Annotated in this window: 17 protein-coding genes, 1 tRNA gene and 1 pseudogene; 9 read left to right on the top strand and 10 right to left on the bottom strand. The window is 63.3% G+C overall.

Translation table 11 applies throughout. The features are described 5' to 3' along the window. Nucleotides 1-186: 186 nt before the first annotated feature. Together AC1DOQ_RS17505 and AC1DOQ_RS17510 are read left to right on the top strand one after the other, a co-directional pair. Complete coding sequence (locus AC1DOQ_RS17505; RefSeq protein WP_477366912.1) at nucleotides 187-837, top strand: PEP-CTERM sorting domain-containing protein; 651 nt, start codon at nucleotides 187-189, stop codon at nucleotides 835-837. 70 nt (nucleotides 838-907) lie between these two features. Next, nucleotides 908-1,342: a response regulator gene (locus tag AC1DOQ_RS17510; protein WP_477366915.1), complete on the top strand. Its 435-nt coding sequence runs from the start codon at nucleotides 908-910 to the stop codon at nucleotides 1,340-1,342. 9 nt (nucleotides 1,343-1,351) lie between these two features. Here AC1DOQ_RS17510 and AC1DOQ_RS17515 read toward each other — a convergent pair whose 3' ends face one another. The 3 genes from AC1DOQ_RS17515 to AC1DOQ_RS17525 all read right to left on the bottom strand — a co-directional run bounded on the left by AC1DOQ_RS17515 (nucleotide 1,352) and on the right by AC1DOQ_RS17525 (nucleotide 5,657). Next, nucleotides 1,352-3,913: a family 20 glycosylhydrolase gene (locus AC1DOQ_RS17515; RefSeq protein WP_477367037.1), complete on the bottom strand. Its 2,562-nt coding sequence runs from the start codon at nucleotides 3,911-3,913 to the stop codon at nucleotides 1,352-1,354. Between the two features lie 16 nt (nucleotides 3,914-3,929). Further along, the gene (locus AC1DOQ_RS17520) at nucleotides 3,930-5,219 is read right to left on the bottom strand and encodes a sugar MFS transporter (protein WP_477366918.1); all 1,290 of its coding nucleotides are present in this window, start codon (nucleotides 5,217-5,219) and stop codon (nucleotides 3,930-3,932) included. A gap of 228 nt (nucleotides 5,220-5,447) precedes the next feature. Next, the gene (locus tag AC1DOQ_RS17525; RefSeq protein ID WP_056136492.1) at nucleotides 5,448-5,657 is read right to left on the bottom strand and encodes a cold-shock protein; all 210 of its coding nucleotides are present in this window, start codon (nucleotides 5,655-5,657) and stop codon (nucleotides 5,448-5,450) included. A 369-nt stretch (nucleotides 5,658-6,026) separates the two neighbouring features. Between AC1DOQ_RS17525 and AC1DOQ_RS17530 the strand changes: the two genes are divergently transcribed. Beyond that, nucleotides 6,027-6,341 (top strand): hypothetical protein, encoded by a 315-nt coding sequence (locus AC1DOQ_RS17530; RefSeq protein WP_477366921.1) that lies wholly within the window; start codon nucleotides 6,027-6,029, stop codon nucleotides 6,339-6,341. A gap of 343 nt (nucleotides 6,342-6,684) precedes the next feature. On the opposite strand, the gene AC1DOQ_RS17535 is transcribed toward AC1DOQ_RS17530, so the two are convergent. Together AC1DOQ_RS17535 and AC1DOQ_RS17540 are read right to left on the bottom strand one after the other, a co-directional pair. Further along, nucleotides 6,685-7,626: a hypothetical protein gene (locus AC1DOQ_RS17535; protein ID WP_477366924.1), complete on the bottom strand. Its 942-nt coding sequence runs from the start codon at nucleotides 7,624-7,626 to the stop codon at nucleotides 6,685-6,687. A 316-nt stretch (nucleotides 7,627-7,942) separates the two neighbouring features. Further along, nucleotides 7,943-8,362: a GNAT family N-acetyltransferase gene (locus tag AC1DOQ_RS17540; protein WP_477366927.1), complete on the bottom strand. Its 420-nt coding sequence runs from the start codon at nucleotides 8,360-8,362 to the stop codon at nucleotides 7,943-7,945. Between the two features lie 239 nt (nucleotides 8,363-8,601). Here AC1DOQ_RS17540 and AC1DOQ_RS17545 point away from each other — a divergent pair, with 239 nt between their 5' ends. After that, a complete protein-coding gene (locus AC1DOQ_RS17545; protein ID WP_477366930.1) occupies nucleotides 8,602-8,994 on the top strand; it encodes a hypothetical protein in 393 nt (130 codons plus the stop codon). Nucleotides 8,995-9,127: 133 nt separating this feature from the next. Here the strand turns inward: AC1DOQ_RS17545 and AC1DOQ_RS17550 are convergent. The 3 genes and pseudogenes from AC1DOQ_RS17550 to AC1DOQ_RS17560 form a co-directional block, all read right to left on the bottom strand. After that, a pseudogene (locus AC1DOQ_RS17550) lies at nucleotides 9,128-9,993 on the bottom strand (transposase family protein); the annotation flags it as partial. Nucleotides 9,994-10,081: 88 nt separating this feature from the next. After that, nucleotides 10,082-10,172: transfer RNA gene (locus tag AC1DOQ_RS17555), tRNA-Ser, on the bottom strand. A gap of 77 nt (nucleotides 10,173-10,249) precedes the next feature. Continuing rightward, nucleotides 10,250-10,567 (bottom strand): MarR family transcriptional regulator, encoded by a 318-nt coding sequence (locus tag AC1DOQ_RS17560; protein ID WP_477366933.1) that lies wholly within the window; start codon nucleotides 10,565-10,567, stop codon nucleotides 10,250-10,252. 85 nt (nucleotides 10,568-10,652) lie between these two features. Between AC1DOQ_RS17560 and AC1DOQ_RS17565 the strand changes: the two genes are divergently transcribed. From AC1DOQ_RS17565 to AC1DOQ_RS17575, 3 genes are all read left to right on the top strand, one after another. After that, nucleotides 10,653-11,018, top strand: a complete 366-nt coding sequence (locus AC1DOQ_RS17565) for a VOC family protein (protein ID WP_477366936.1) — start codon at nucleotides 10,653-10,655, stop codon at nucleotides 11,016-11,018. Nucleotides 11,019-11,161: 143 nt separating this feature from the next. After that, nucleotides 11,162-13,867, top strand: coding sequence for a polysaccharide deacetylase family protein (locus AC1DOQ_RS17570; RefSeq protein ID WP_477366939.1), 2,706 nt, complete (start codon nucleotides 11,162-11,164; stop codon nucleotides 13,865-13,867). A 46-nt stretch (nucleotides 13,868-13,913) separates the two neighbouring features. Continuing rightward, nucleotides 13,914-14,243, top strand: a complete 330-nt coding sequence (locus AC1DOQ_RS17575) for a KTSC domain-containing protein (protein ID WP_477366942.1) — start codon at nucleotides 13,914-13,916, stop codon at nucleotides 14,241-14,243. A 60-nt stretch (nucleotides 14,244-14,303) separates the two neighbouring features. Here AC1DOQ_RS17575 and acs read toward each other — a convergent pair whose 3' ends face one another. After that, nucleotides 14,304-16,307: an acetate--CoA ligase gene (acs, locus tag AC1DOQ_RS17580; protein WP_477366944.1), complete on the bottom strand. Its 2,004-nt coding sequence runs from the start codon at nucleotides 16,305-16,307 to the stop codon at nucleotides 14,304-14,306. Between the two features lie 222 nt (nucleotides 16,308-16,529). On the opposite strand from acs, the gene AC1DOQ_RS17585 reads away from it, so the two are divergent. Together AC1DOQ_RS17585 and AC1DOQ_RS17590 are read left to right on the top strand one after the other, a co-directional pair. Then, nucleotides 16,530-17,138 (top strand): YqhA family protein, encoded by a 609-nt coding sequence (locus tag AC1DOQ_RS17585; RefSeq protein ID WP_477366947.1) that lies wholly within the window; start codon nucleotides 16,530-16,532, stop codon nucleotides 17,136-17,138. 17 nt (nucleotides 17,139-17,155) lie between these two features. After that, the gene (locus tag AC1DOQ_RS17590) at nucleotides 17,156-18,691 is read left to right on the top strand and encodes a fumarate hydratase (RefSeq protein WP_477366950.1); all 1,536 of its coding nucleotides are present in this window, start codon (nucleotides 17,156-17,158) and stop codon (nucleotides 18,689-18,691) included. Between the two features lie 73 nt (nucleotides 18,692-18,764). Here AC1DOQ_RS17590 and AC1DOQ_RS17595 read toward each other — a convergent pair whose 3' ends face one another. Further along, nucleotides 18,765-20,147: a serine hydrolase domain-containing protein gene (locus AC1DOQ_RS17595; protein ID WP_477366953.1), complete on the bottom strand. Its 1,383-nt coding sequence runs from the start codon at nucleotides 20,145-20,147 to the stop codon at nucleotides 18,765-18,767. Between the last annotated feature and the right edge of the window lie 54 nt (nucleotides 20,148-20,201).

Consider the following 20,201-nt stretch of genomic DNA (forward strand, 5'->3'; position numbering starts at 1 on the left):
CGACGAAGTGCCAGAAATACGGCGCGAAATGCTGCATGGCCATATGTACGGTAGGGCACTGTCGACCCGTTTTACATATTCGTGACGGGTAAGCACCCTGAATTGTTAAATTCTTTTGCAAATCAAGGGCCTGGATGAGCAGGCGCATTCCTTGCTTGTTAAATGGAATCATTTCTGGAGACACATATGTTCCGCAAGATTCTCTGCCTCGCCGCCACCGCCCTCGTCACCCAGGCCGCTTCGGCGAATGTCCTCTATACCTGGCAGCAGGTGAGCCACACGGATGCGACGCCGCCCGGCCTGCATCTTGCGCTCGAATTCACCGACGCTGCCGTCGCCCAGGGCACACTCTCCCTGAACGTCGAGAACCAGTGCATGTTCGGGATCTGCGAGGAACAGCAGGACAGCCTGCTGGCGCTGCACTACTGGTATGCCGGCGACGACGGCCGGCAGCAATGGAACCGCATCGACTACCGCTACGGCGACGAAACCCTGCCCGGCCTGCAGCGCTTGTCGATGACGCTGCAATTCCTGGCGGACGGACGGATGACAGGCACCATCATGGCCAACGACGGCTCCTCGGATTTCACCATGCAGGGCGACGACGGCGTATTCACCATGCTGTGGGCGCACAGCGACCAGCCGGACGGCTGCGGCGCCGCCTACCCTTCCTGCGCCGGCGAGCGCGGCGTGCTGCGCAATGCCGCCCAGGTAGTCGTGCAGCCGCAGGCCCAGGCCTTGCCGGAACCGGCCGGACTGGCCAGCCTGGCGATCGGCGGCCTGGCCGCCTGGCTGGCGCGCCGCCGCCGCCGCGCTACCGTACGCAGGAATGGATGAGAAAAATTGTTACAACTTCCAGCTTGAACTAGCGTGAGGCGTCGTCATCCACCTATCAGGAGGATCGACGATGAGATGCGCACTGCTCGTAGAACATGACCCGCTGGCCTGCGGCGAAATTGCCGCGCTGCTGAAATCGCTCGGCTATATCGTCGCGACCACGGACAGCCCGCGGGCGGCCCTGAACACGGCACAGACGGTGCGCTTCGACCTGATCCTGACCTATACCACCTTCAACGCGGACGACCGCCGTTCCTTCATCGGCGAGATCACCCGGCTGGCGCCGCGCGCGCCCGTGGTCCTGCTGCTCGACGACGAAAGCCACGTACCCCACTACCATGCGGGCCGCGTCGCCGTGCTGGCCAAGCCGGTCACGCTGCGCTCGCTGCGCCGCGTGATCGAGTTCGGCATCGACGGCAACGGCGCCATGCCCTCCTATGCGATGCAGCCGCCGCCGCGCGACGAGCGGCGGCGCCAGGGGCAGCGGCGCATGCGGCCGCGCTGAGCGCCGGCGCTAGGGGCGCTCGACGCTCGCTACCAGCCCCCGCCTGCCCTTGCGGTCGAAGGCCGCCACCTTGATCGTGCCGCGCGCCGTGATCGGCCCCGTGACGGGCTTGCTGGCGGGCGTGGGATCGCTGCCGTCGGCCGTATAACGCAGCGTGATCCCGGGCAGCGCATGATTCACCAGCACCTGCTCGCCCTCCACCATCAGGCCTGGCGGCGCGATACGGTAGGCCACGCCGGCCTGCTCGAGGTCGAGGCGCGGCAGCACGCGCTGGCCCAGCGCGTTCACGAAGCCGGACCAGGCGCGGCGGTGCAGCGCGGCCGCCTTCGCCGCATCCTGCTCGGTAGCCCAGGCGGGATCGGGCGCCCAGGCCCGTTCCGCCACCGCCAGCAGGCGCGGCATGACCAGATAATCGATGCGGCCCGCTTCGCGCACGGTCTCGGTGAACAAGGTCGCTTCCAGTCCGCGCACGTGGCGCTTGCCGTAGTCGGTCAGGCCGTCCTTGCCGATGCGCGCCGACTCGGGGGCATTCCTCAGCATGTCGAAGGGGACGAAGTCGTAGACGGTATCCAGCTCGACGTAGTCGTTCCAGTTGACGCCCGGCTCTTCCGGATTCGGGTTGGCCGCCATGTCCAGGTACATGGCACCGACCGGCGCCAGAACGATGTCGTAGCCGCCGTTGGCGAGGCGGTTGGCGAAGTCCTCGGCGCCGCGCGAGTTATTCCATACCCAGGCGGTGAAGCCGCGCGTCGTGAAGCGCGGATTCGGGATCAGCTTGCTGCGGCCGGCGAGCGCCGTCTTGCGCGCCGCCAGCTCTTCCCAGCCGGAAGTGCGCAAGCCGTGCCGGCGCATGATGCCGTCGACGCGGTCGTAGAAGTAGTCCCACAGGTCGGCCGTCGATTCCAGCTTTTCCTTGCACATGCGCGCGAGGCTGGCGGGCGAGCGCTCCCATGCGCCGTTCGCCAGTTCGTCGCCGCCCATGTGGATGGTGCGCAGCGGGACACCGGCCTCACGATGCAGCGCCACGATCTGCGCGACCACGTGGTCGATGAAGGCGAAGGTCGAATCGAGGCCGGGATCGATGACGTTGTCGGTGAAGTACTGCGCCGAACTGTACTTCGAGCGGTCGCCGAAATCGTTCAGCAGGTACTTTGCGGCCTCCTTGCCGCCGGCCGCCTTCAGGCGGTGGTAGCGCGCCTCCATCGCCTGCACGGCGGCGCGTGCATGGCCGGGCATCTCGATTTCCGGGATCACCTCGATGTGGCGGGCCTTCGCATGGCGCAGGATCTCGATGTAGTCGGCGCGGCTGAAGTAGCCGCTGCCGCTCGGGTCCTTCGGATCGGGACCGGAACCATAGGCCGGCTGCAGGCGCACGCCGGGCCTGGCACTGTGGCCGCGTACCGCACCGATCGCCGTCAGTTCCGGCAGGCCGGCAATCTCCAGCCGCCAGCCTTCGTCGTCGGTCAGGTGGAAGTGGAACTTGTTCAGCTTGTAGCGCGCCATCAGGTCGAGCCACTTGAACACCGTCTGCTTGCCGTGGAAGTTGCGGGCGACGTCCAGCTGGAAGCCGCGATAGCCGAAGCGCGGGGCGTCGACGATGCTCACTTCGTCCAGCGCCGGTTCCTTTGCACCGGGCAGCGGCAGCAGGTCGCGCAGGGTCTGCAGGCCGTAGGCGACGCCGGCGGCGCTGTTGCCGACGATCTCGATACCGTTCCTGGCGTCGATCGTCAGGCGATAGGCTTCCGGCGAATCCTGGCCCGCGACCTTGCCGATGCCGAGCTGGAGCTTTACACCGCCCGCGGGCAGGGTCTGCGGGAACAGCGAACGTGCCAGCGCCGCTTCGTTCTTCAATGCGGCCGGCGCTTCCACCTTCGGCTGCGCGTCGAGCAGCAGCCTGCCCTCGCCCGCCTGCATCTGCAGGGGCGTCGGCAGCACCGGCGGCACCTCGGCGGGCGGCAGCAGGTCGGCCCGCGCGTTGCGGCGATAGGTGTCGGCCGGCGTCACCACCGGCTTGGCGCCGCTGGTTCCGCGGTCCAGCTGTTCCGGCCGCGTCACCGGCAGCAGCGCGTAGTCGGCGATGGCGACGCCCAGCTCGGGAGCGGCGTCGTAGACCAGGTAGGGACCGGCCGGCGCCTTGGCCAGCTTGATCACCAGGCCCGGGTAGGTATAGACGATGTCCAGCGTCTGGCCAGGGGCCACGCCCTGGAAGCCCGGCCCCGGCAGGATGCGGAACAGGCTGCCCGCGACCTGTTCGAGCACCAGATTGCCCGGCAAGGGCCCTGGCATCATGCGGTCCAGGCAGTTGAAGTACAGCGACCAGCCCTGCGGCGGCAAGGGCCGATTGTCGTGGTTGGTGAGGATCAGGCGCGCCTGCGAGCGTCCGCGCGGGACCTCCGGGCTGAACAGGTTGCGCTGCAGTTCCCAGCGCAGCTGCAGCCTTGTGGCGCTGGCGACGCCGCCCAGGGCGGCCGCCGCTTCCTGCCTGGCCGGCGCTTGCGCGATGGCCGGCGTCATCGGCGCGAGCAGCGCCGTCATCAATGCCAGCGTCGCGCCGGCCGCTCCTCGAATCATCAAGCCTCTCTCCAGTTCAGCGCCAGCGGCGGATCTTGTGGCCGCTCGCGGCATACCAGAGGATCAGCGCATAGCAAGGCAGCAGCAGCCAGTAGGCGCTGCGCGGGGTGATGATGTCCGCCAGATGGCCGTAGAGCAGCGGCAGCAGCGCCCCGCCGGCGATCGCCATCACCAGCACCGCCGAGCCGCTGGCGGTATGCCGCCCGAGTCCCTGCAAGGCCAGCGGCCAGATCGCAGGCCACACCATCGCATTGGCCAGGCCGAGCAGCGCCAGGAACATCACGCTGTCCGGCACCAGCGGCGCACCGCTCCAGCCGAGCAGCGCCTGCGACAGCGCGGTGTCCGTGGTCGAACCGGTGGTCACGCCGATCGTCAGCAGGACGCCGACGAGGCCCGACAGCACCAGCGCCCGCTGCTGCGACATGAAGCGCGGGATCGCCACCACGCCGACCAGGTAACCGATCACCATGCACACCATGGTGTAGGACGTCAGCACACCGAAATTGGCGACCTTCAGCTCGTGGCCATACAGGCCGATGGTGTCGCCGGCGATCACCTCCATGCCCACATACCCGAACAGCGCCACCGCGCCCAGCACCAGCTGCGGGAACTGCAGGACCGAGGTGGCGTCGACACGGGCATCGGCACCGTCGGCCTCCGGCGGGATCTCGCGCAGCTTCGAAAAATGGATGAAAGCCATGATCACGAACAGCGCCGCCGCCATGCAGGCATAGGGGAAGACCAGCCGCTGCGCCAGCACGGCCTCGGACGCGGTATCGATATTCTTCAGCATCAGGCTGGTGAAGATGAGCGGCACGACGATGCCGGCACCCTTGTTGAAAAGGCCCATGATGCTGATCCGCATGGCGGCGCTCTCGCGCGGCCCGAGACAGACGATGTAGGGATTGATGGCGGTCTGCATCAGGGTCATGCCGGTGGCCAGCGTGAACAGCCCGGCCAGGAACAGCTCGTAGTGCCGGCTCTGCGCGGCGGGAATGAAGAGCAAGGCGCCGATGCCCATGATGCCCAGGCCGAGGGTCATCCCCTTCTTGTAGCCGGTGCGCTTGAGGACCGCGGCAGACGGCAGCGCCATCACGGTGTAGGCGATGTAGAAGGCGAAGGTGACCAGCAGGGCCTGGAAGTTGGTCAGCTTGCAGACCACCTTCAGGAAGGGAATCAGCGAACCGTTCAGCCAGGTGACGAAGCCGAGGATGAAGAACAGGAGGCCGACGAAGAGCATGCCGACGACCACGTCGCGGGTGGCGTTGCTGCCGTGCTGTTCCTGGGGACTTGCGCTCAATTCCATGCTGCGGCACCTCGAGGGTTGTCGATGTGGCATGCTAGCAGTGGCTTTGGGTCAAGTCTATCGATGGACTTGTTTAGCGGACTTGTTTAGTCGCCGCTACCAAACTGGGATGTGAACTGCTCGAGGCGCGCCCATAAAAAAAACGGATTCACGATGAACGCAAATCCGTTTTTTCTTGCCGATACGGCGCCTGCTAGCTGCATGAGGCGCGGCGCCGAGGCTGGCCGATCAGATGGCGCGGATATTGCCCGCTTTTTCGCCCTTCGGGCCGGTCGAGCGCACGAACGAGACGCGCTGGTTTTCGGCAAGGCTCTTGAAACCTTCCGATTGGATGTCCTGGAAATGGGCGAACAGGTCGCCGCCGCCTGCGTCAGGCGTGATGAAGCCGAAGCCTTTGGAGTCGTTGAACCATTTTACGGTGCCGGTTTGAGTAGTCATTTTTAGTCCTTTAAAGATGCATGGGCAACACGCCCGAAACGCACATTCGACCAAGAGGGTGTAGCGGAGGAAATCAAACAGGACCGCCAAAAGGCGAGACGGGAGAGAAAGACCAACAATAACGACGACTTGATGTAGTGCGAGATCCAATATACAGGAGCTTCGGCATTTCACCTAATCATTTCGCGTCATTGTGCAAAAAAGGTTTTTTCACATGAATCGGCCTTGCAGTAAAAACCCAATGTTATCGTTCCGCCATCCAACCCGGTATCTCGAGTGCAATTTTGAAATCGGCGGGCAGCATTTCCGCAATTGCTGTATCTTGTGGACGCGTGACACGACAACCATGAGGCTGAAAACAGAAGTGCTATGAATGATAGAGAGCCCTACGATACAGATGATGCAGTAGCGGCTTTGCATGCCCTGCACTCGGCACTGTCCGACGATCTCGAAGAACTGGAAGCGCGTATCGGCGCTTTGGACCCCGCCCTTGCCGCGGTGGCGCTTCAGGATACGCATCAACTGGCTAATTTTGTCGAGGCCCGTACTGCCTTGTACAGCGGTCTCGCCAGTATCGAAGAAGTGCTCGGCTGGATTCGGTGGAAAACCGAGGAAGATCCGGAGGGCGATGTCGCGGTGGCCATACAGCCGCTGCCGACATTACGCGGATACTCGGTTCATTGACGTCGAATGAATCGGCGGCCAGAATGAAATATCAATTGGAGAATATAAATGAGTAAAAGCCAGGACGCAAAAAAATCCGCAAAAAAAGAGCCCGCGAAGACAGCCAAGGAAAAGAAGGCAGACAAGAAAGTAAAGAAGGAAGAGAAAAAGCGCGCGCAATAATTATTGCGGCCAAAATTTTTCCCGGCACCTGATAATCTTCAGATTGCCTTGGCAACAGCCGAACCCTGTTTCCGGACAGGGCGGCGCCGAATCTCGCAGCGCCCATCCGGCGCGGCGCTGCCGACCGAAGTCCATTTCGGCAATCCCTTCCAGAACATTCTCGATGCACCGGAATCCATCGTCATCTGCCGTGCCCTGCAACGCATGCGGCTTCCACTTCGGCCGCACGGCGCACGACCAGGCTCGGAAGGGCGTGAAACCGGTAGAACTGGCGCAGGCTGTCAGCGGCGAGCGGATGGGGCAAGGCATCGTGCACGACCGTGCGCTCGACCGGCAACCGATGCGCGCGAGGGGACTGGCCTTGCAGTGACAGCGCGGGCACCAGCAGATCGCCGGCGAGCTGGAACCGGGCCGGACTCTGCCATCGCGCAGTGGCAATCCATTCCCGCTCGGCAGCCAGGCGCGGCGAACGGAAACGCGGCAGCACGGCACCGACGGCCTGGCGAAATGCGTCCCAGCATGAGTCCAGTACCTGTTCGGCGTTCCCTTGTCCGAAGCGCCTTGTCGCCTGCACGGAGTAGGTTTCGAACGCGGTAAACATCGCGTCCATGATGGCACGCTGGCTGTCGAGGTCGTAAATGACACGGCCGATGTCGAACCCCCGCTTCTTCGTCGACGTCGCCGGAGCGATGCCAAGCTCGGCGGTGCGCAGGCCGAGCGCATATGGCCGACACTCCCCACTGCGGCCCAGTGCCGCATCCGCGCCATCAAACAGACGCACGATATAGCGGTCGAAATACTGGCCGACGGGGTGCAAGTCACGCGCGAGCGCATTCCCGAAACGACATTCCGGCGTATCCGCTACACGGCTGCGCCGCTCGTCGATGAAACTGCGCAGCAAGGGCAAGGCATAGGCATCCAGCGCTGCCTCGCCGGCAAAGCGGCTGTCGGGTGCCGGCCAGCTACCATCCTCGACCGCGTCGCGCAGTTCCTGGCCGTTTGCGAGGACGTACAGCAGTCGTGGCGGGACCGCGTCCGCGTCGATCGCGTGCGTGAATCCGCGCTGCAGTACCGCGCCCAGTTCGGCGCCGACGACGAGCCGGACGTGCTTGTCAAACGTCATGGGTCATCCCCGGCACACCATGGCACAGGCAGCAGACAACATTCATCGGCACTCCGTTTCGAATTGGCGAGACCGATATCTTGCGCCAGGGGTGCGACAAGGCGTGTCGCGGCAGCGCAAAAGAAAAAAGGCCTTGAAAATCAAGGGCTTTCGAATTCTGGCGGAGAGGGGGATTCGAACCCCCGATAGGCTATGAACCTCCCCTACTCTACGTCAATTTCTATAATGTATTCAATACGTTACGCTAGATCGACTGTACTACAAGAATCGCCGAGCACGTCACGTAAGCCATTGATTCACATGCGGTTGGCATTGGTCAATAGTACAGCTGGGTCAGATCAAACGAGAGGATGTACGAATCAGCTTTCTCGTTGGCGAGGACAAAACCTAGGCCTGAATAAAGTTTGTGCGCTGTCACGTTTGTCTTGCAGACCTCAAGGGAGCACGTCAAAAAGCCGCGCCCACGCATAACCCCCAAGACTGATTGAATGAGTGATTTCCCGATACCGCGCCCGCGCGCATCCGGGTTCACGATCACCATCGTGATAAAGGCCTGCTTCGTCTCCGGGTTATTGCAGTAGTAAGCGACGAAGCCGCTGCAACCATTTTCAAAATGGGCCAATATCTCGGCGCGCTCGCCTATTTTATGTATGTACTCATCGATATCCACACCGTGGACAACATGGGTGGCTACCTGTTCGGCGCGCAGCAGATTCTGTAATTCTTGCGGGAGCATAAATTTCCTATCAGAGCGAGCGCCTCTGAAGAGGCGTATCGAAGCACGCTATATTAGGGCACCTGCTCTCTTTGCTCCAGTGTGGACTTGCCCGCGCCCCCTGGTGCCTGGGCAAGCACTATCCACCCAACGAACTGGGCCAGAGCGAGCGGCGCGGATGGGTAACCAGTCCGATTCCGCCAAACCAGGGTTGTTGAAAACCCCTTCCCAGTCTATTCTGTCAACTTCAAGGAGCGAAGATGGCACGAAAAGACAAATACCCTACCCCACCCGCAGAGACCGTTCATCCTCCAGAACGTGCAGATCAGCTCGTCCAAATTGCCAACGACGCGTTGAACCGGTTTTCTGGCACAGTTGACGAGTTAGAGAAAGCACTCGGCATGCTGATGCTGGGTGACTACGTCGGCTGGAAAGTGCTGGTAGTTATTCATAACAAGCGAACGATCAGGAAGTACGAGGAGATACTCGGTATATCTGTCCGTGACTTCTTCCCAGAGGAAGGGCCAGTTGCGCAACGGTCACTGGGCTACAAAATCGCGACGGAAATCGGCAACTTCTGGAAGGTGGTCAGTGGCGACATCCCCATTGAGGATCGGCGCGAGTTGGCAGGACCAAACGGAACAAAGGGGTAATTAATACCCTTCACAAGGGATATCCAGCACCCCTAGCATAGGGGACATGAATACCCCTAAAAATTTCTTTAGACCGACCCAGGGCGCGCCGATCGCAGCAGCGACCGCGCCAGCGGCCGGTGGTGCGATCGGCATGGACGTGATGCCCAACGATCTTGCGTGAAAACGCATCGGTAACGAGACTCAAGTACACGCATTGCTGCTGTGTTGGGAGGTAGGTGATGTCGGCGACCCAGAGCTGCTCGGAACGCTGTGCTGCCTTGATCGCTGTTTCTGGCTTGAGCAGATTGGGATGCTTGTAAAACCGATGAAAGCTGTCGGTCGTCTTGTGGTATGCCTTGGCCCGCGCCACCAACAGATGGACGCGTTTCAAGGTCGCGAACAGGGCGTCGCGCCCCAGTTTGATGCCAGCAGCTAAAAAGCGACCGTGCAGGAGGTAATGCAGCTTTCGGCCACCGATGCGTGGTTGGCGTCGGCGAACTTCCCGCACCAACTCCTCGACCTTGCCGTCACGCTCCTGCAAGGCCACTTCGGCCCGGATCTGCTGGTAGTACGCCTGCCGGCTGATACCAATGAATTTGCACGCCTTGGCGAGACTCAAGCCCGCTAGTGGTCTCTGCTCGATGACTCGCCTGAAGGCTTTTTTGGCAGCTTGACCCCGTACTCCTTCCGGATCACTTCCAGCATCGCTTCAAACAACTGCGCCTTCTGGTTCGCATCCTTGAGTTGCGTTTCCAGTTCCTTGATGCGCTGCTCTGGCGTCTGCGGTTTGGCTTGTTTGCTCACGGGATCGCTCCTGTGCTGGTTCGGTCCCTTGAGGCTACCCCAATCCTGCCGACCATGCTTGCGCAACCAAACCAGCACCGTCGATCGTCCCTGGATTCCATAGCGGCGTTGGGCCTGCTTGTACGTCAACTCGCCTTTTTCCACTTCGTCGACAACGGCAAGTTTAAAAGCCAGCGTGTAATCGCGCTGTGTCCGTTTTTCCCTGGTAACCATCGAACACTCCTCAGAAGTGTCAATCTATTCCAGGACGGGTCATAGGCAAGAAAAAAGCCCTTGAAAATCAAGGGCTTATCTCAAATTCTGGCGGAGAGAGGGGGATTCGAACCCCCGATAGGCTATGAACCTATACACGCTTTCCAGGCGTGCGACTTAAACCACTCATCCATCTCTCCTGATGGGTTTTCGCATGTCTGCGAAGCCGCCTATTATAGCAAGGATTCCCAGCAGTACAAGAGGGACAATCCAAGCGTCACGCTGCCTCCAGCCGGCGCCGCCACGGCCGCAGCACCTGCCGCACCGGATTCACCTGAGAACCGGCCTCCTCCGCAGCGATCAGGCCGCGCCGCTTCAGGTGCCGCAACGCCACTTGCACCGCCGACTTCGACAGGCCCGTCTTCACCGCGATCGCCTGCAGGCTGGCCGGCACCTGGTCGCGGCCGAGCGCCTGGGCGCTGTGCAGCAGGAACAGGTAGACCACGAMCGCGGCCGGCCGCCGGTCGTGGCCGACCAGGTCGGGCATGAGGACGTCGAACACGTAGGCATCGAGCGAGGACTGGCGGGTAGTCATAAAAACTATAGTGGTTAAAAGCACACAGCCAACGATGCTGCCACGATAATGCCGGTCATTACAAGCAAAAACAGAAAGCCTCTCCATGATCACCCAACTCAAGTTCGTCAGCATCCCGGTGTCCGACCAGGACCGCGCCCTCGCCTTCTACACCGAAAAACTCGGCTTCGAAATCGCCACCGACCAGCCGATGGGCCCGGGCAAGCGCTGGATCGAGCTGCGCGTGGCGCGTTCGAGCACCCGCGTCGTACTGTTCACGCCGGATGGGCAGGAAGACCGCATCGGCACCTTCTTCAACGGCTCCTTTGCCTGCGATAACGTGGAGGCGACTTATCGCCAGCTCAGCGCGCGGGGTGTCGACTTCATCGAGCCGCCTACTTCGCAGCCCTGGGGTTCGTTTGCGAAGTTCCAGGATCCGGATGGGAATACGTTCGTGCTGTCTTCTTCGTAAACCGCAACTTGGGTCCCCGCCTTCGCGGGGACGACGTGCATGCTGTAACTTTTTAGTAGCGTTTTGCGATCCTTACGCTTATCCCTGTTCCATATCCACCGCTGGTGATATTGTTGCCAAATTAAAACTCTTGGCACCTGGCCGTGAAACGCAAAGCCCTTTATCTCGTCATCTTCGCCGTCGCCGCCGCAGGAGCGGGTTCCGGCACCTGGATCGCTTCCCGCAAGCCCGGTACGCCGGCGCCGCAAGCCGCCGGGCCGGCCATGAACGTCAGCGCCATCTCGGCCGACCTGGGCCGCATGCTGGAGGCCTACCGCAAGATGATCGTGCTGACGCTCGACGAAGACGCCCTGCCGGAAGCGGCGAAGGCGCAGACGCATGAAGTCGGCCAGCAGCTCTTCCACGAGAACCAGGAACGGACGGCCAAGGTCGACGAGGCGCTGGCCAGGCTGCTGGCGTCCGGCGACCCGCGCCGCTTCGACGCCGTCGACAGCCTGCTCGATTACGTCGAGTCGAACGAGGGCCTGTACGACGCCGACCGCCTCGCCTTCCGCGAGCTGGTGCAGTCGCTGCAGGCTCACGTCGCGCAGGATTCGTCGCTGCCCGCCATCAAGCTGCACAAGCGCATCTCCGAAGACCTCGATGCGCTGGCCGAGATCGAGCGCAACTACGAGAAGGAGATCCGCGCGGTGTTCGGGCGCTACGAGTCGCGTTCGATCGCCCTCAAGCGCGAGAAGTGGGACAGCTACGTCGCCCACCTGAAGACGATCTATCAGCGTGACCGCATCCTCAAGGATTACGGCGTGGTCCTGCCCTACCCGTCCAGGCCCGAACCGGCGGACCCCGGCCCGCCGCCGCAGGCGCAACAGCCGCAGAAGGAAGAAGACGAAATCTTCGGCAAGGCGCTACCGAAGAAGACCATCGTCCTGACCTTCGACGACGGCCCGCACCGCCGCTACAGCGAAGAGATCGCCGCCATCCTCAAGCAGTACGATGCGCCGGCCGTGTTCTTCAGCGTCGGCCGCAACCTCGGTTCGCTGGATGCGAACGGCGCGGCCCACCTCAATGCCGGTGCGGACGTCAGCCGCAAGCTGAAGGCGGCCGGCTATGTGCTGGCGAATCACAGTCTCACGCATGCCCAGCTGTCGAAGCAGAGTGGCGACGGCCTGAAGGCCGAGATCCTCGGCACCGATACCCTGCTGAAGGCGGTCGACCCGCAGCGATCGAGCCTGTTCCGTTTCCCCTACGGCGCGCGCAACAAGGAAGGCATGCACATGCTGGCCAATGCGCACCTGAAATCGGTGATGTGGAATATCGATTCGCTCGACTGGGCCGATCCGGTGCCGTCCTCGATCGCCGACCGCGTGCTGCGCTCGGTCGAGAAGGAAGGCCGCGGCATCATCCTCTTCCACGACATCCACGAGCGCACCGTCAAGGCCCTGCCGCTGGTGCTGGAGAAGCTTGCGGCCGAGGGCTACCAGTTCGCCGGCTGGGATGGCAAGACCTTCAAGGCGAGCGGCAACGCTGCGCCCGCCCCGGTCCCGCGCGCGGCCGCCGCCGGTTATGCGAATTCCTGGGCGATCCTGGTCGGCATCGACGAGTACAAGAAGTGGCCGCGCCTGCAGTATGCGGTGCGCGATGCCGAGGGCGTCGGCCAGGTACTGGTGCAGAAGTTCGGCTTCGCGCCCGAACGCGTGCTCACGCTGAAGAACGAACAGGCCACGCGCGCCGGCATCCTCGGCGCCTTCCATGATTTGCTCGAGCGCGGCAAGAGCGCGGGCGGGCTGCAGCCGAACGACCGCGTCTTCGTGTTCTTTGCCGGTCACGGCGCCACGCGCAAGCTCAGCTCGGGCCGCGACCTCGGCTACATCGTTCCCTACGATGCCGATCCGGATAACCTCTCGACCGATGCAATCCCGATGACGGAAATCCAGAACATCGCCGAGAGCCTGCCGGCCAAGCACGAGCTGTTCGTGATGGATGCCTGCTATAGCGGCCTCGGGCTGACGCGCGGCGGCGCCAACGCGTCCTTCCTGCGCGAGAATGGACGTCGCCTGGGCCGCCAGATGCTGACCGCCGGCGGCACCGACCAGCTGGTCTCCGACGGCGGCCCGAACGGCCACTCCATCTTCACCTGGACCCTGCTGCAGGGCCTGGGCGGCAAGGCCGACCTGAACGGCGACGGCCTGATCACGGCGACCGAGCTGGCGGCCTATGTGGCGCCGGCAGTGTCGAGCGTGTCGCGCCAGACGCCGGCCTTCGGCAGCCTGCCGGGATCGGAGGGCGGCGACTTCGTGTTCGAGCTGCCGGAAGAGACCGAGTTCCTGAATACGAACACGGCCCAGCTGTCGAACGATGCGATCGCGTTGAACACGAAGCTGGATGCCAAGGGCCCGGCGCCGGCGCCGGGCGCGCCCCTGACTGTCGTCGTGAAGGACCTGCAGGGCGGCAGCGCGACGATCACTGCGCCGGCCGCGGTGCCGGTGTCGGGCCGCCAGCAGGCCCAGCGCGCCAACGATCACGGCCTGCAGCTGTACAAGGAAAAGCAGTACGCCCAGGCCGAAGCGCAATTCACGGAAGCCTTGAAGCTGCGGCCGAATTTCGCGCTGGCGGCCAACAATCTCGGCTTCGTGTTCTACAAGCAGGACAAGTATGCGGAGGCGGCACGCTGGTTCGAGAATGCGATCAGGATGGACCCGTCGCGCGCGATCGCCTATATGAACCTGGGCGATGCGTATGCGCGCGCCGGGCAGTTCGAGAAGGCCAGGTCTGCCTATAAAACCTACCTGGAACTGGCGCCTGGTGGTAGTGGTGCGGGGTATGCTAGACAGCAGCTGGAAAAATTGTAGGGTGGGCACCCTGTGCCCACCCGACGAACTGCTTGAGGTAATAATTATGGACATGAAACGCATCAACGCCGGCAAACTCCGCGCCATCGGCTACGACCCGAAAGAACGCATCCTGCGCGTCGAATTCGACGACGGCAGCGCCATCGACCATGCCGGCGTCGGCAGCGAGGTCTGGAGAAGGTTCTCGACCTCGGGCGCGGCCTGGAGTTTTTACCGCGACAATATCGAGGAAGAGTTCGCCGGCAAGCGCGGACGCGCCGCGGTTGCCGGCCAGCGGGCCGAACTCGATGCCTTGTTCGGCGGCGGTGGCGCGGACGAAGCGCTAAAGAAGCCGAATCCGCTGGACGCCCTGTTCAGGCAGCCCGGGGAAGAATAAAAAAACGCCGCACCATTTTCACGGTGCGGCGTCAACTCTGCTATCGATCACTATAAATCGTTAAGCCGATTCCTTCAACTGCTCCAGGATGGCCGGGTTTTCCAGGGTCGACACGTCCTGGGTGATGCTCTCGCCCTTGGCCAGCACGCGCAGCAGGCGGCGCATGATCTTGCCGCTTCGCGTCTTCGGCAGGTTGTCGCCGAAGCGGATTTCCTTCGGTTTGGCGATCGGGCCGATCTCCTTGCCGACCCAGTTGCGCAGCTCGGCCGCCAGGGCCTTGGCTTCGTCGCCGGTCGGGCGCGCCTGCTTCAGCACCACGAAGGCGCAGACGGCTTCACCGGTGGTCTCGTCCGGCTTGCCGACCACGGCGGCTTCCGCCACCATCGGATGGGCCACCAGCGCCGATTCGATCTCCATCGTGCCCATGCGGTGGCCCGAGACGTTCAGCACGTCGTCGATGCGGCCGGTGATGGTGAAGTAGCCGGTGTCCTTGTTGCGGATCGCGCCGTCGCCGGCCAGGTAGTATTTGCCGCCCAGTTCATCCGGGTAGTAGGCGCTGCGGAAACGGTCCGGGTTGTTCCAGATGGTGCGGATCATCGACGGCCACGGACGCTTGACGACCAGGATGCCGCCCTGCCCGTTCGGCACGTCGGCGCCGGCTTCATCGACGATCGCGGCCATGATGCCCGGCAGCGGCAGCGTGCAGGAGCCCGGCACCATCGGGGTCGCGCCCGGCAGCGGGGTGATCATGTGGCCGCCGGTCTCGGTCTGCCAGAAGGTGTCGACGATCGGGCAGCGCTCGTTGCCGACGTTCTTGTAGTACCACATCCAGGCTTCCGGATTGATCGGCTCGCCCACGGTGCCCAGCAGGCGCAGGCTGGACAGGTCGAAGCTCTTCGGATGCACTTTTTCATCCGCATTCGACATCTTGATCAGCGAACGGATCGCGGTCGGCGCGGTGTAGAAGATCGAGACCTTGTGCTTGGCGACGGTTTCCCAGAAGCGGCCGGCGTGCGGGAAGGTCGGCACGCCTTCGAAGATGACCTGGGTGGCGCCGACGGCGGTCGGGCCATAGGCGATATAGGTGTGGCCGGTGACCCAGCCGATGTCGGCGGTGCACCAGTAGACGTCGTCCGGCTTGATGTCGAAGGTCCACTTCATCGTCAGCGCGGCCCACAGCAGGTAGCCGCCGGTGCTGTGCTGGACGCCCTTCGGGGTGCCGGTCGAGCCCGAGGTGTAGAGGATGAACAGCGGGTGTTCGGCATCGACCCATTCCGGCTCGCACTCGGCCGCCTGGCCGTCGACGACGTCGTGCAGCCACAGGTCGCGGCCTTGCTGGAAGTTGATGTTGCCGCCGGTGCGCTTGTAGACGATCACGTCCTTGATGGTGTCGCAGCCGCCCATCGCCAGCGCTTCGTCGACGATGGCCTTCAGCGGCAGGGCCTTGCCGCCACGCATCTGCTCATCGGCGGTGATGATGGCCACCGCGCCGGCGTCGATGATGCGTTCCTGCAGCGATTTCGCCGAGAAGCCGCCGAACACGACCGAGTGGGTCGCGCCGATGCGGGCGCAGGCCTGCATCGCGGCCACGCCTTCGATCGACATCGACATGTAGATGATGACGCGGTCGCCCTTCTTGATGCCGCGGGCCTTCAGGCCGTTGGCGAATTTGCAGACGCGCTCGTACAGCTCGCGGTAGGTGGCGCGGGTCACCTGGCCGTCGTCGGCTTCGAAGATGATCGCGGTTTTATCCGCGTTGCCGTTGGTGAGGTTGCGGTCGAGACAGTTGTACGACGCGTTCAGCTGGCCGTCCCCGAACCACTTGTAGAACGGTGCGTTCGATTCGTCGAGGGTCTGGGTGAAAGGCTTCTGCCAGTCGAGGTTCTCGCGGGCCAGCCTGGCCCAGAAACCTTCGTAGTCGCTGGCGGCTTCGTCGCACAGCTTGCGGTATGCATCCATTCCGGAGATGGTTGCGTTGGCGGCGAAATCGGCGGGCGGGTTGAACACGCGGTGCTCGTGCAGTGCGCCCTGCTCCATGTCCTTGTTGGTCTCGTTCTCAGCCATACTAGTCTCCACAGTAGTAGTTTTGCCACATACCATATGCGTGCTCGCTTACTGAGCCCTTACAGACCAGCCTGTGCCATAACAGCAGCGCGGCACGCCTTCCGGCATCCCGGAATCATTCTACCAACCTTTCCGGAACATCGAAGGCCAAGCCAGCCATCCGTTACGGGTGTAGAATGTCGAGCTGTCTTGACCACGGCCGTTCACCGGCTTTCAACGCAGATGCCCGATTTGCAATCCCCTTCCGATGCGCGCAGGCGTTCCGCCCTTGCCAGTTTCATGTTCGCCAGCCGCTGGCTGCAGCTTCCCCTCTACCTCGGCCTGATCCTGGCGCAGTGCGTCTACGTGTTCCATTTCTGGGTCGAACTGAAGGACCTGGTGTTCGCCGCGATGGGCAACGAGGACGCCCTGCAGCACATCTTCCAGGCCGTGGCCGTACCCGGCGCGCCCCTTCCGGACAAGCTGAACGAAACCACCATCATGCTGGTGGTCCTGGGCCTGATCGACGTGGTGATGATCTCGAACCTCTTGATCATGGTGATCGTCGGCGGCTACGAGACCTTCGTGTCGCGCATGTATCTCGAGGGCCATCCGGACCAGCCGGAGTGGCTGTCGCACGTGAACGCGTCGGTACTGAAGACCAAGCTGGCGATGGCGATCATCGGCATCTCCTCGATCCACCTGCTGAAGACCTTCATCAATGCAGGCTCGTACCACGAGAAGGTCCTGATCGCGCAGACTGCCATCCACATCACTTTCCTGCTGTCGGCAATGGCGATCGCCTACACCGACCGCATCATGACCAACACCGCAAGCACCACCAAACACTAACCCTGAACGAGAACGAAATGACTGTCATCAAACAGGACGACCTGATCGAATCCGTCGCCGCCGCACTCCAGTACATCAGCTACTACCATCCTGCCGACTACATCCAGCACCTGGCGCGCGCGTACGAAGCCGAGCAGAGCCCGGCCGCCAAGGATGCGATCGCCCAGATCCTGACCAACTCGCGCATGTGCGCCGAAGGCAAGCGCCCGATCTGCCAGGACACCGGCATCGTCAACGTGTTCCTGAAGGTCGGCATGAACGTGCGCTTCGAAGGCTTCGGCAGCGGCTCGATCACCGACGCCGTCAACGAAGGCGTGCGCCGGGCGTACAACTTCGCCGACAACAAGCTGCGCGCCTCGATCGTCGCCGACCCGCACTTCGAGCGCAAGAACACCAAGGACAACACCCCGGCCGTGGTGCACGTGGAGCTGGTGCCCGGTAACACCGTCGACGTCATGGTCGCTGCGAAAGGCGGCGGCTCGGAGAACAAGACCAAGTTCGTGATGCTGAACCCGTCCGACTCGCTGGTCGACTGGGTGCTGAAGACCGTGCCGCTGATGGGCGCCGGCTGGTGCCCGCCGGGCATGCTGGGCATCGGTATCGGCGGCTCGGCCGAGAAGGCGATGCTGATGGCGAAAGAGTCGCTGATGGAAGACATCGACATGTACGAGCTGAAAGCACGCGGCCCGCAGAACAAGCTGGAAGAGCTGCGTATCGAACTGTGCGACAAGATCAATGCGCTGGGCATCGGCGCCCAGGGCCTGGGCGGCCTGACCACCGTGCTGGACGTGAAGATCAATATGTACCCGACCCACGCGGCATCGAAGCCGGTGGCGATGATCCCGAACTGCGCCGCCACCCGCCACGCCCACTTCGTGCTGGACGGCTCGGGCCCGTCCTACATCGAACCGCCGGCACTGTCGACCTGGCCGGACGTGAACTGGACCCCGGACACCCAGAAGTCGAAGAGCGTGAACCTGGACACCCTGACCAAGGAAGAAGTCGCGTCCTGGCAGCCGGGCCAGACCCTGCTCCTGAACGGCAAGATGCTGACCGGCCGCGATGCCGCCCACAAGCGCATCCAGGACATGCTGGCCAAGGGCGAGCAGCTGCCGGTGGACTTCACGAACCGCGTGATCTACTACGTCGGACCGGTCGATCCGGTGCGTGACGAAGTGGTCGGCCCGGCAGGCCCGACGACCGCGACCCGCATGGACAAGTTCACCGACATGATGCTCGAGAAGACCGGCCTGATCGCGATGATCGGCAAGGCCGAACGCGGCCCGGCGGCGATCGAGGCGATCAAGAACCACAAGTCGGCCTACCTGATGGCGGTCGGCGGTTCGGCTTACCTGGTGTCGAAGGCGATCAAGTCGGCCAAGGTGGTCGGCTTCGAAGACCTGGGCATGGAAGCGATCTACGAGTTCGAAGTGAAGGACATGCCGGTGACCGTGGCCGTGGATTCCACCGGCACCTCGGTGCACCAGACCGGCCCGAAGGAATGGGCTGCGAAGATCGAATCGCTGAAGGGTATTCCGGTCAACGTTGCTTGATGCGTCTTCGTGGGCACGGGGTGCCCACCCTACGGGAAACCGCCCGGCGCAAGCCTGGGCGGTTTTTTTATCTCTATTTTGGGCCGAAGCCGCGAATCCGGCCGTCCCTGTCGAGATCGAAACCCCAGGCCTGGGCCTTGGTGCCGTGACGGACGCGGTAGACGCGGTCGATGCCCTTGTCCGTCTCCTTCTCCGACACCAGCACGACCTCCTCCGCAGGCGGCATCGAGCGCAGGAAGGGCACCAGGAAGTCCTTGAAGGCCGGGACGAACTGTTTGCGCGCGTCCTCGGTGAAGCGGCTGTCGTCGACCTTGCCGGCGGCGCCGTCGACGAGGACCTGGCGCAGCGCCGCGCTCAGCCCGGGCCGCGCATCCGCGATCCCCTCCGGCATCGCCGGCTTCGACGGCGGATAGAACAGTTCCGCCACGCCCTTGGCCAGGTAGGGATACAGCTTCTGGCCATTGGTCAGCACGATGAAGGTCGCGCGCTCCGCCGGCAGGCGCAGGATGTCCGACAGCGCCGGACCGCCGGAATGGCCGACCGTCTTGCGGCCATTGAATTCGCCGACCACCCAGCCGATGCCGAAGCCGTTGACCTTGCCGTTGCCCAGCTGCGCCGGCGTCCACATCGCCTGCATGGTCTCTTGGCGAAGGAAACGGCCCTTGTCGAGCGCCACTGCCACCTTCGCAAGGTCGGACACGGAGGCCAGCAGGCCGCCGGCATCGTAGCTGAGCGGCCCGAAATGGAAGCTGAAGTTCCTGTGGCGGCCGCCGCTCCAGTCGTAGACGCCGGCCCGCTTCGGGACCACCGCGGTGTTGCGCATGTTCGGCTCGCCGCTGCTGTATTCGAAATCGGCCTGCAAGCCCAGCGGCCCCGTCACGTACTGCTTGAGCGCCTGCGGATAGGGCATGCCGGCCGCCGCCTCGATCACTTTCGCCAGCACGGTATAGCCGCCGATGCCGTATTCGCTCGATGCGCCCGGCGCGTGCGCGAGCGGCATGGCGGCCGCCGCGGCGACATAGTCGTCCAGCGTGGCATCCGGCTTGACCTTGACGTTGTCCGGGATGCCGGACGAGTGGTCGGCCAGGTGGCGCACCGTGATGGCTTGCCAAGCCTCGGGCGCGTTCGACAGATACTGGGCGATGCTCGCGTCCAGCGACAGCTTGCCCGCCTCCTGCAGGCGCATCAGCAGCATGCCGGTAAACGGCTTGGTGGACGAGGCGAGCTGGAACGCGGTATCCGGCGTGACGCGCTGCTGCCATTCCAGGTTCGCCAGGCCGTAGGTGTGGAGCTTGGCGATCCTGCCGTCCCTGACGATGGCGACCGCGGCGCCCGGCAGGTGGTTCAGCGCCATCTGCTTGCGGATGTAGTCGTCGACCCGGTCGGCGTGGACCGGCGCGGCCGCGATGCAGGCCAGCGCCAGGCCGGCGATGGCGTTTCCGATGGCTTGAGGCATGGCGTCTCCATTATTCGCTGCCGAAAATATAGCAGCGAAGCGCGCCGCCGCCTC

Source organism: Massilia sp. 01N417, from assembly GCF_056399645.1.

Bases quoted from the DNA above. Each gene is read 5' to 3' on its own strand.
- AC1DOQ_RS17505 (WP_477366912.1), top strand. From the start codon at position 187: ATGTTCCGCAAGATTCTCTGCCTCGCCGCCACCGCCCTCGTCACCCAG.
- AC1DOQ_RS17510 (WP_477366915.1), top strand. From the start codon at position 908: ATGAGATGCGCACTGCTCGTAGAACATGACCCGCTGGCCTGCGGCGAA.
- AC1DOQ_RS17515 (WP_477367037.1), bottom strand. From the start codon at position 3,913: ATGATTCGAGGAGCGGCCGGCGCGACGCTGGCATTGATGACGGCGCTG.
- AC1DOQ_RS17520 (WP_477366918.1), bottom strand. From the start codon at position 5,219: ATGGAATTGAGCGCAAGTCCCCAGGAACAGCACGGCAGCAACGCCACC.
- AC1DOQ_RS17525 (WP_056136492.1), bottom strand. From the start codon at position 5,657: ATGACTACTCAAACCGGCACCGTAAAATGGTTCAACGACTCCAAAGGC.
- AC1DOQ_RS17530 (WP_477366921.1), top strand. From the start codon at position 6,027: ATGAATGATAGAGAGCCCTACGATACAGATGATGCAGTAGCGGCTTTG.
- AC1DOQ_RS17535 (WP_477366924.1), bottom strand. From the start codon at position 7,626: ATGACGTTTGACAAGCACGTCCGGCTCGTCGTCGGCGCCGAACTGGGC.
- AC1DOQ_RS17540 (WP_477366927.1), bottom strand. From the start codon at position 8,362: ATGCTCCCGCAAGAATTACAGAATCTGCTGCGCGCCGAACAGGTAGCC.
- AC1DOQ_RS17545 (WP_477366930.1), top strand. From the start codon at position 8,602: ATGGCACGAAAAGACAAATACCCTACCCCACCCGCAGAGACCGTTCAT.
- AC1DOQ_RS17565 (WP_477366936.1), top strand. From the start codon at position 10,653: ATGATCACCCAACTCAAGTTCGTCAGCATCCCGGTGTCCGACCAGGAC.
- AC1DOQ_RS17575 (WP_477366942.1), top strand. From the start codon at position 13,914: ATGGACATGAAACGCATCAACGCCGGCAAACTCCGCGCCATCGGCTAC.
- acs (WP_477366944.1), bottom strand. From the start codon at position 16,307: ATGGCTGAGAACGAGACCAACAAGGACATGGAGCAGGGCGCACTGCAC.
- AC1DOQ_RS17585 (WP_477366947.1), top strand. From the start codon at position 16,530: ATGCCCGATTTGCAATCCCCTTCCGATGCGCGCAGGCGTTCCGCCCTT.
- AC1DOQ_RS17590 (WP_477366950.1), top strand. From the start codon at position 17,156: ATGACTGTCATCAAACAGGACGACCTGATCGAATCCGTCGCCGCCGCA.
- AC1DOQ_RS17595 (WP_477366953.1), bottom strand. From the start codon at position 20,147: ATGCCTCAAGCCATCGGAAACGCCATCGCCGGCCTGGCGCTGGCCTGC.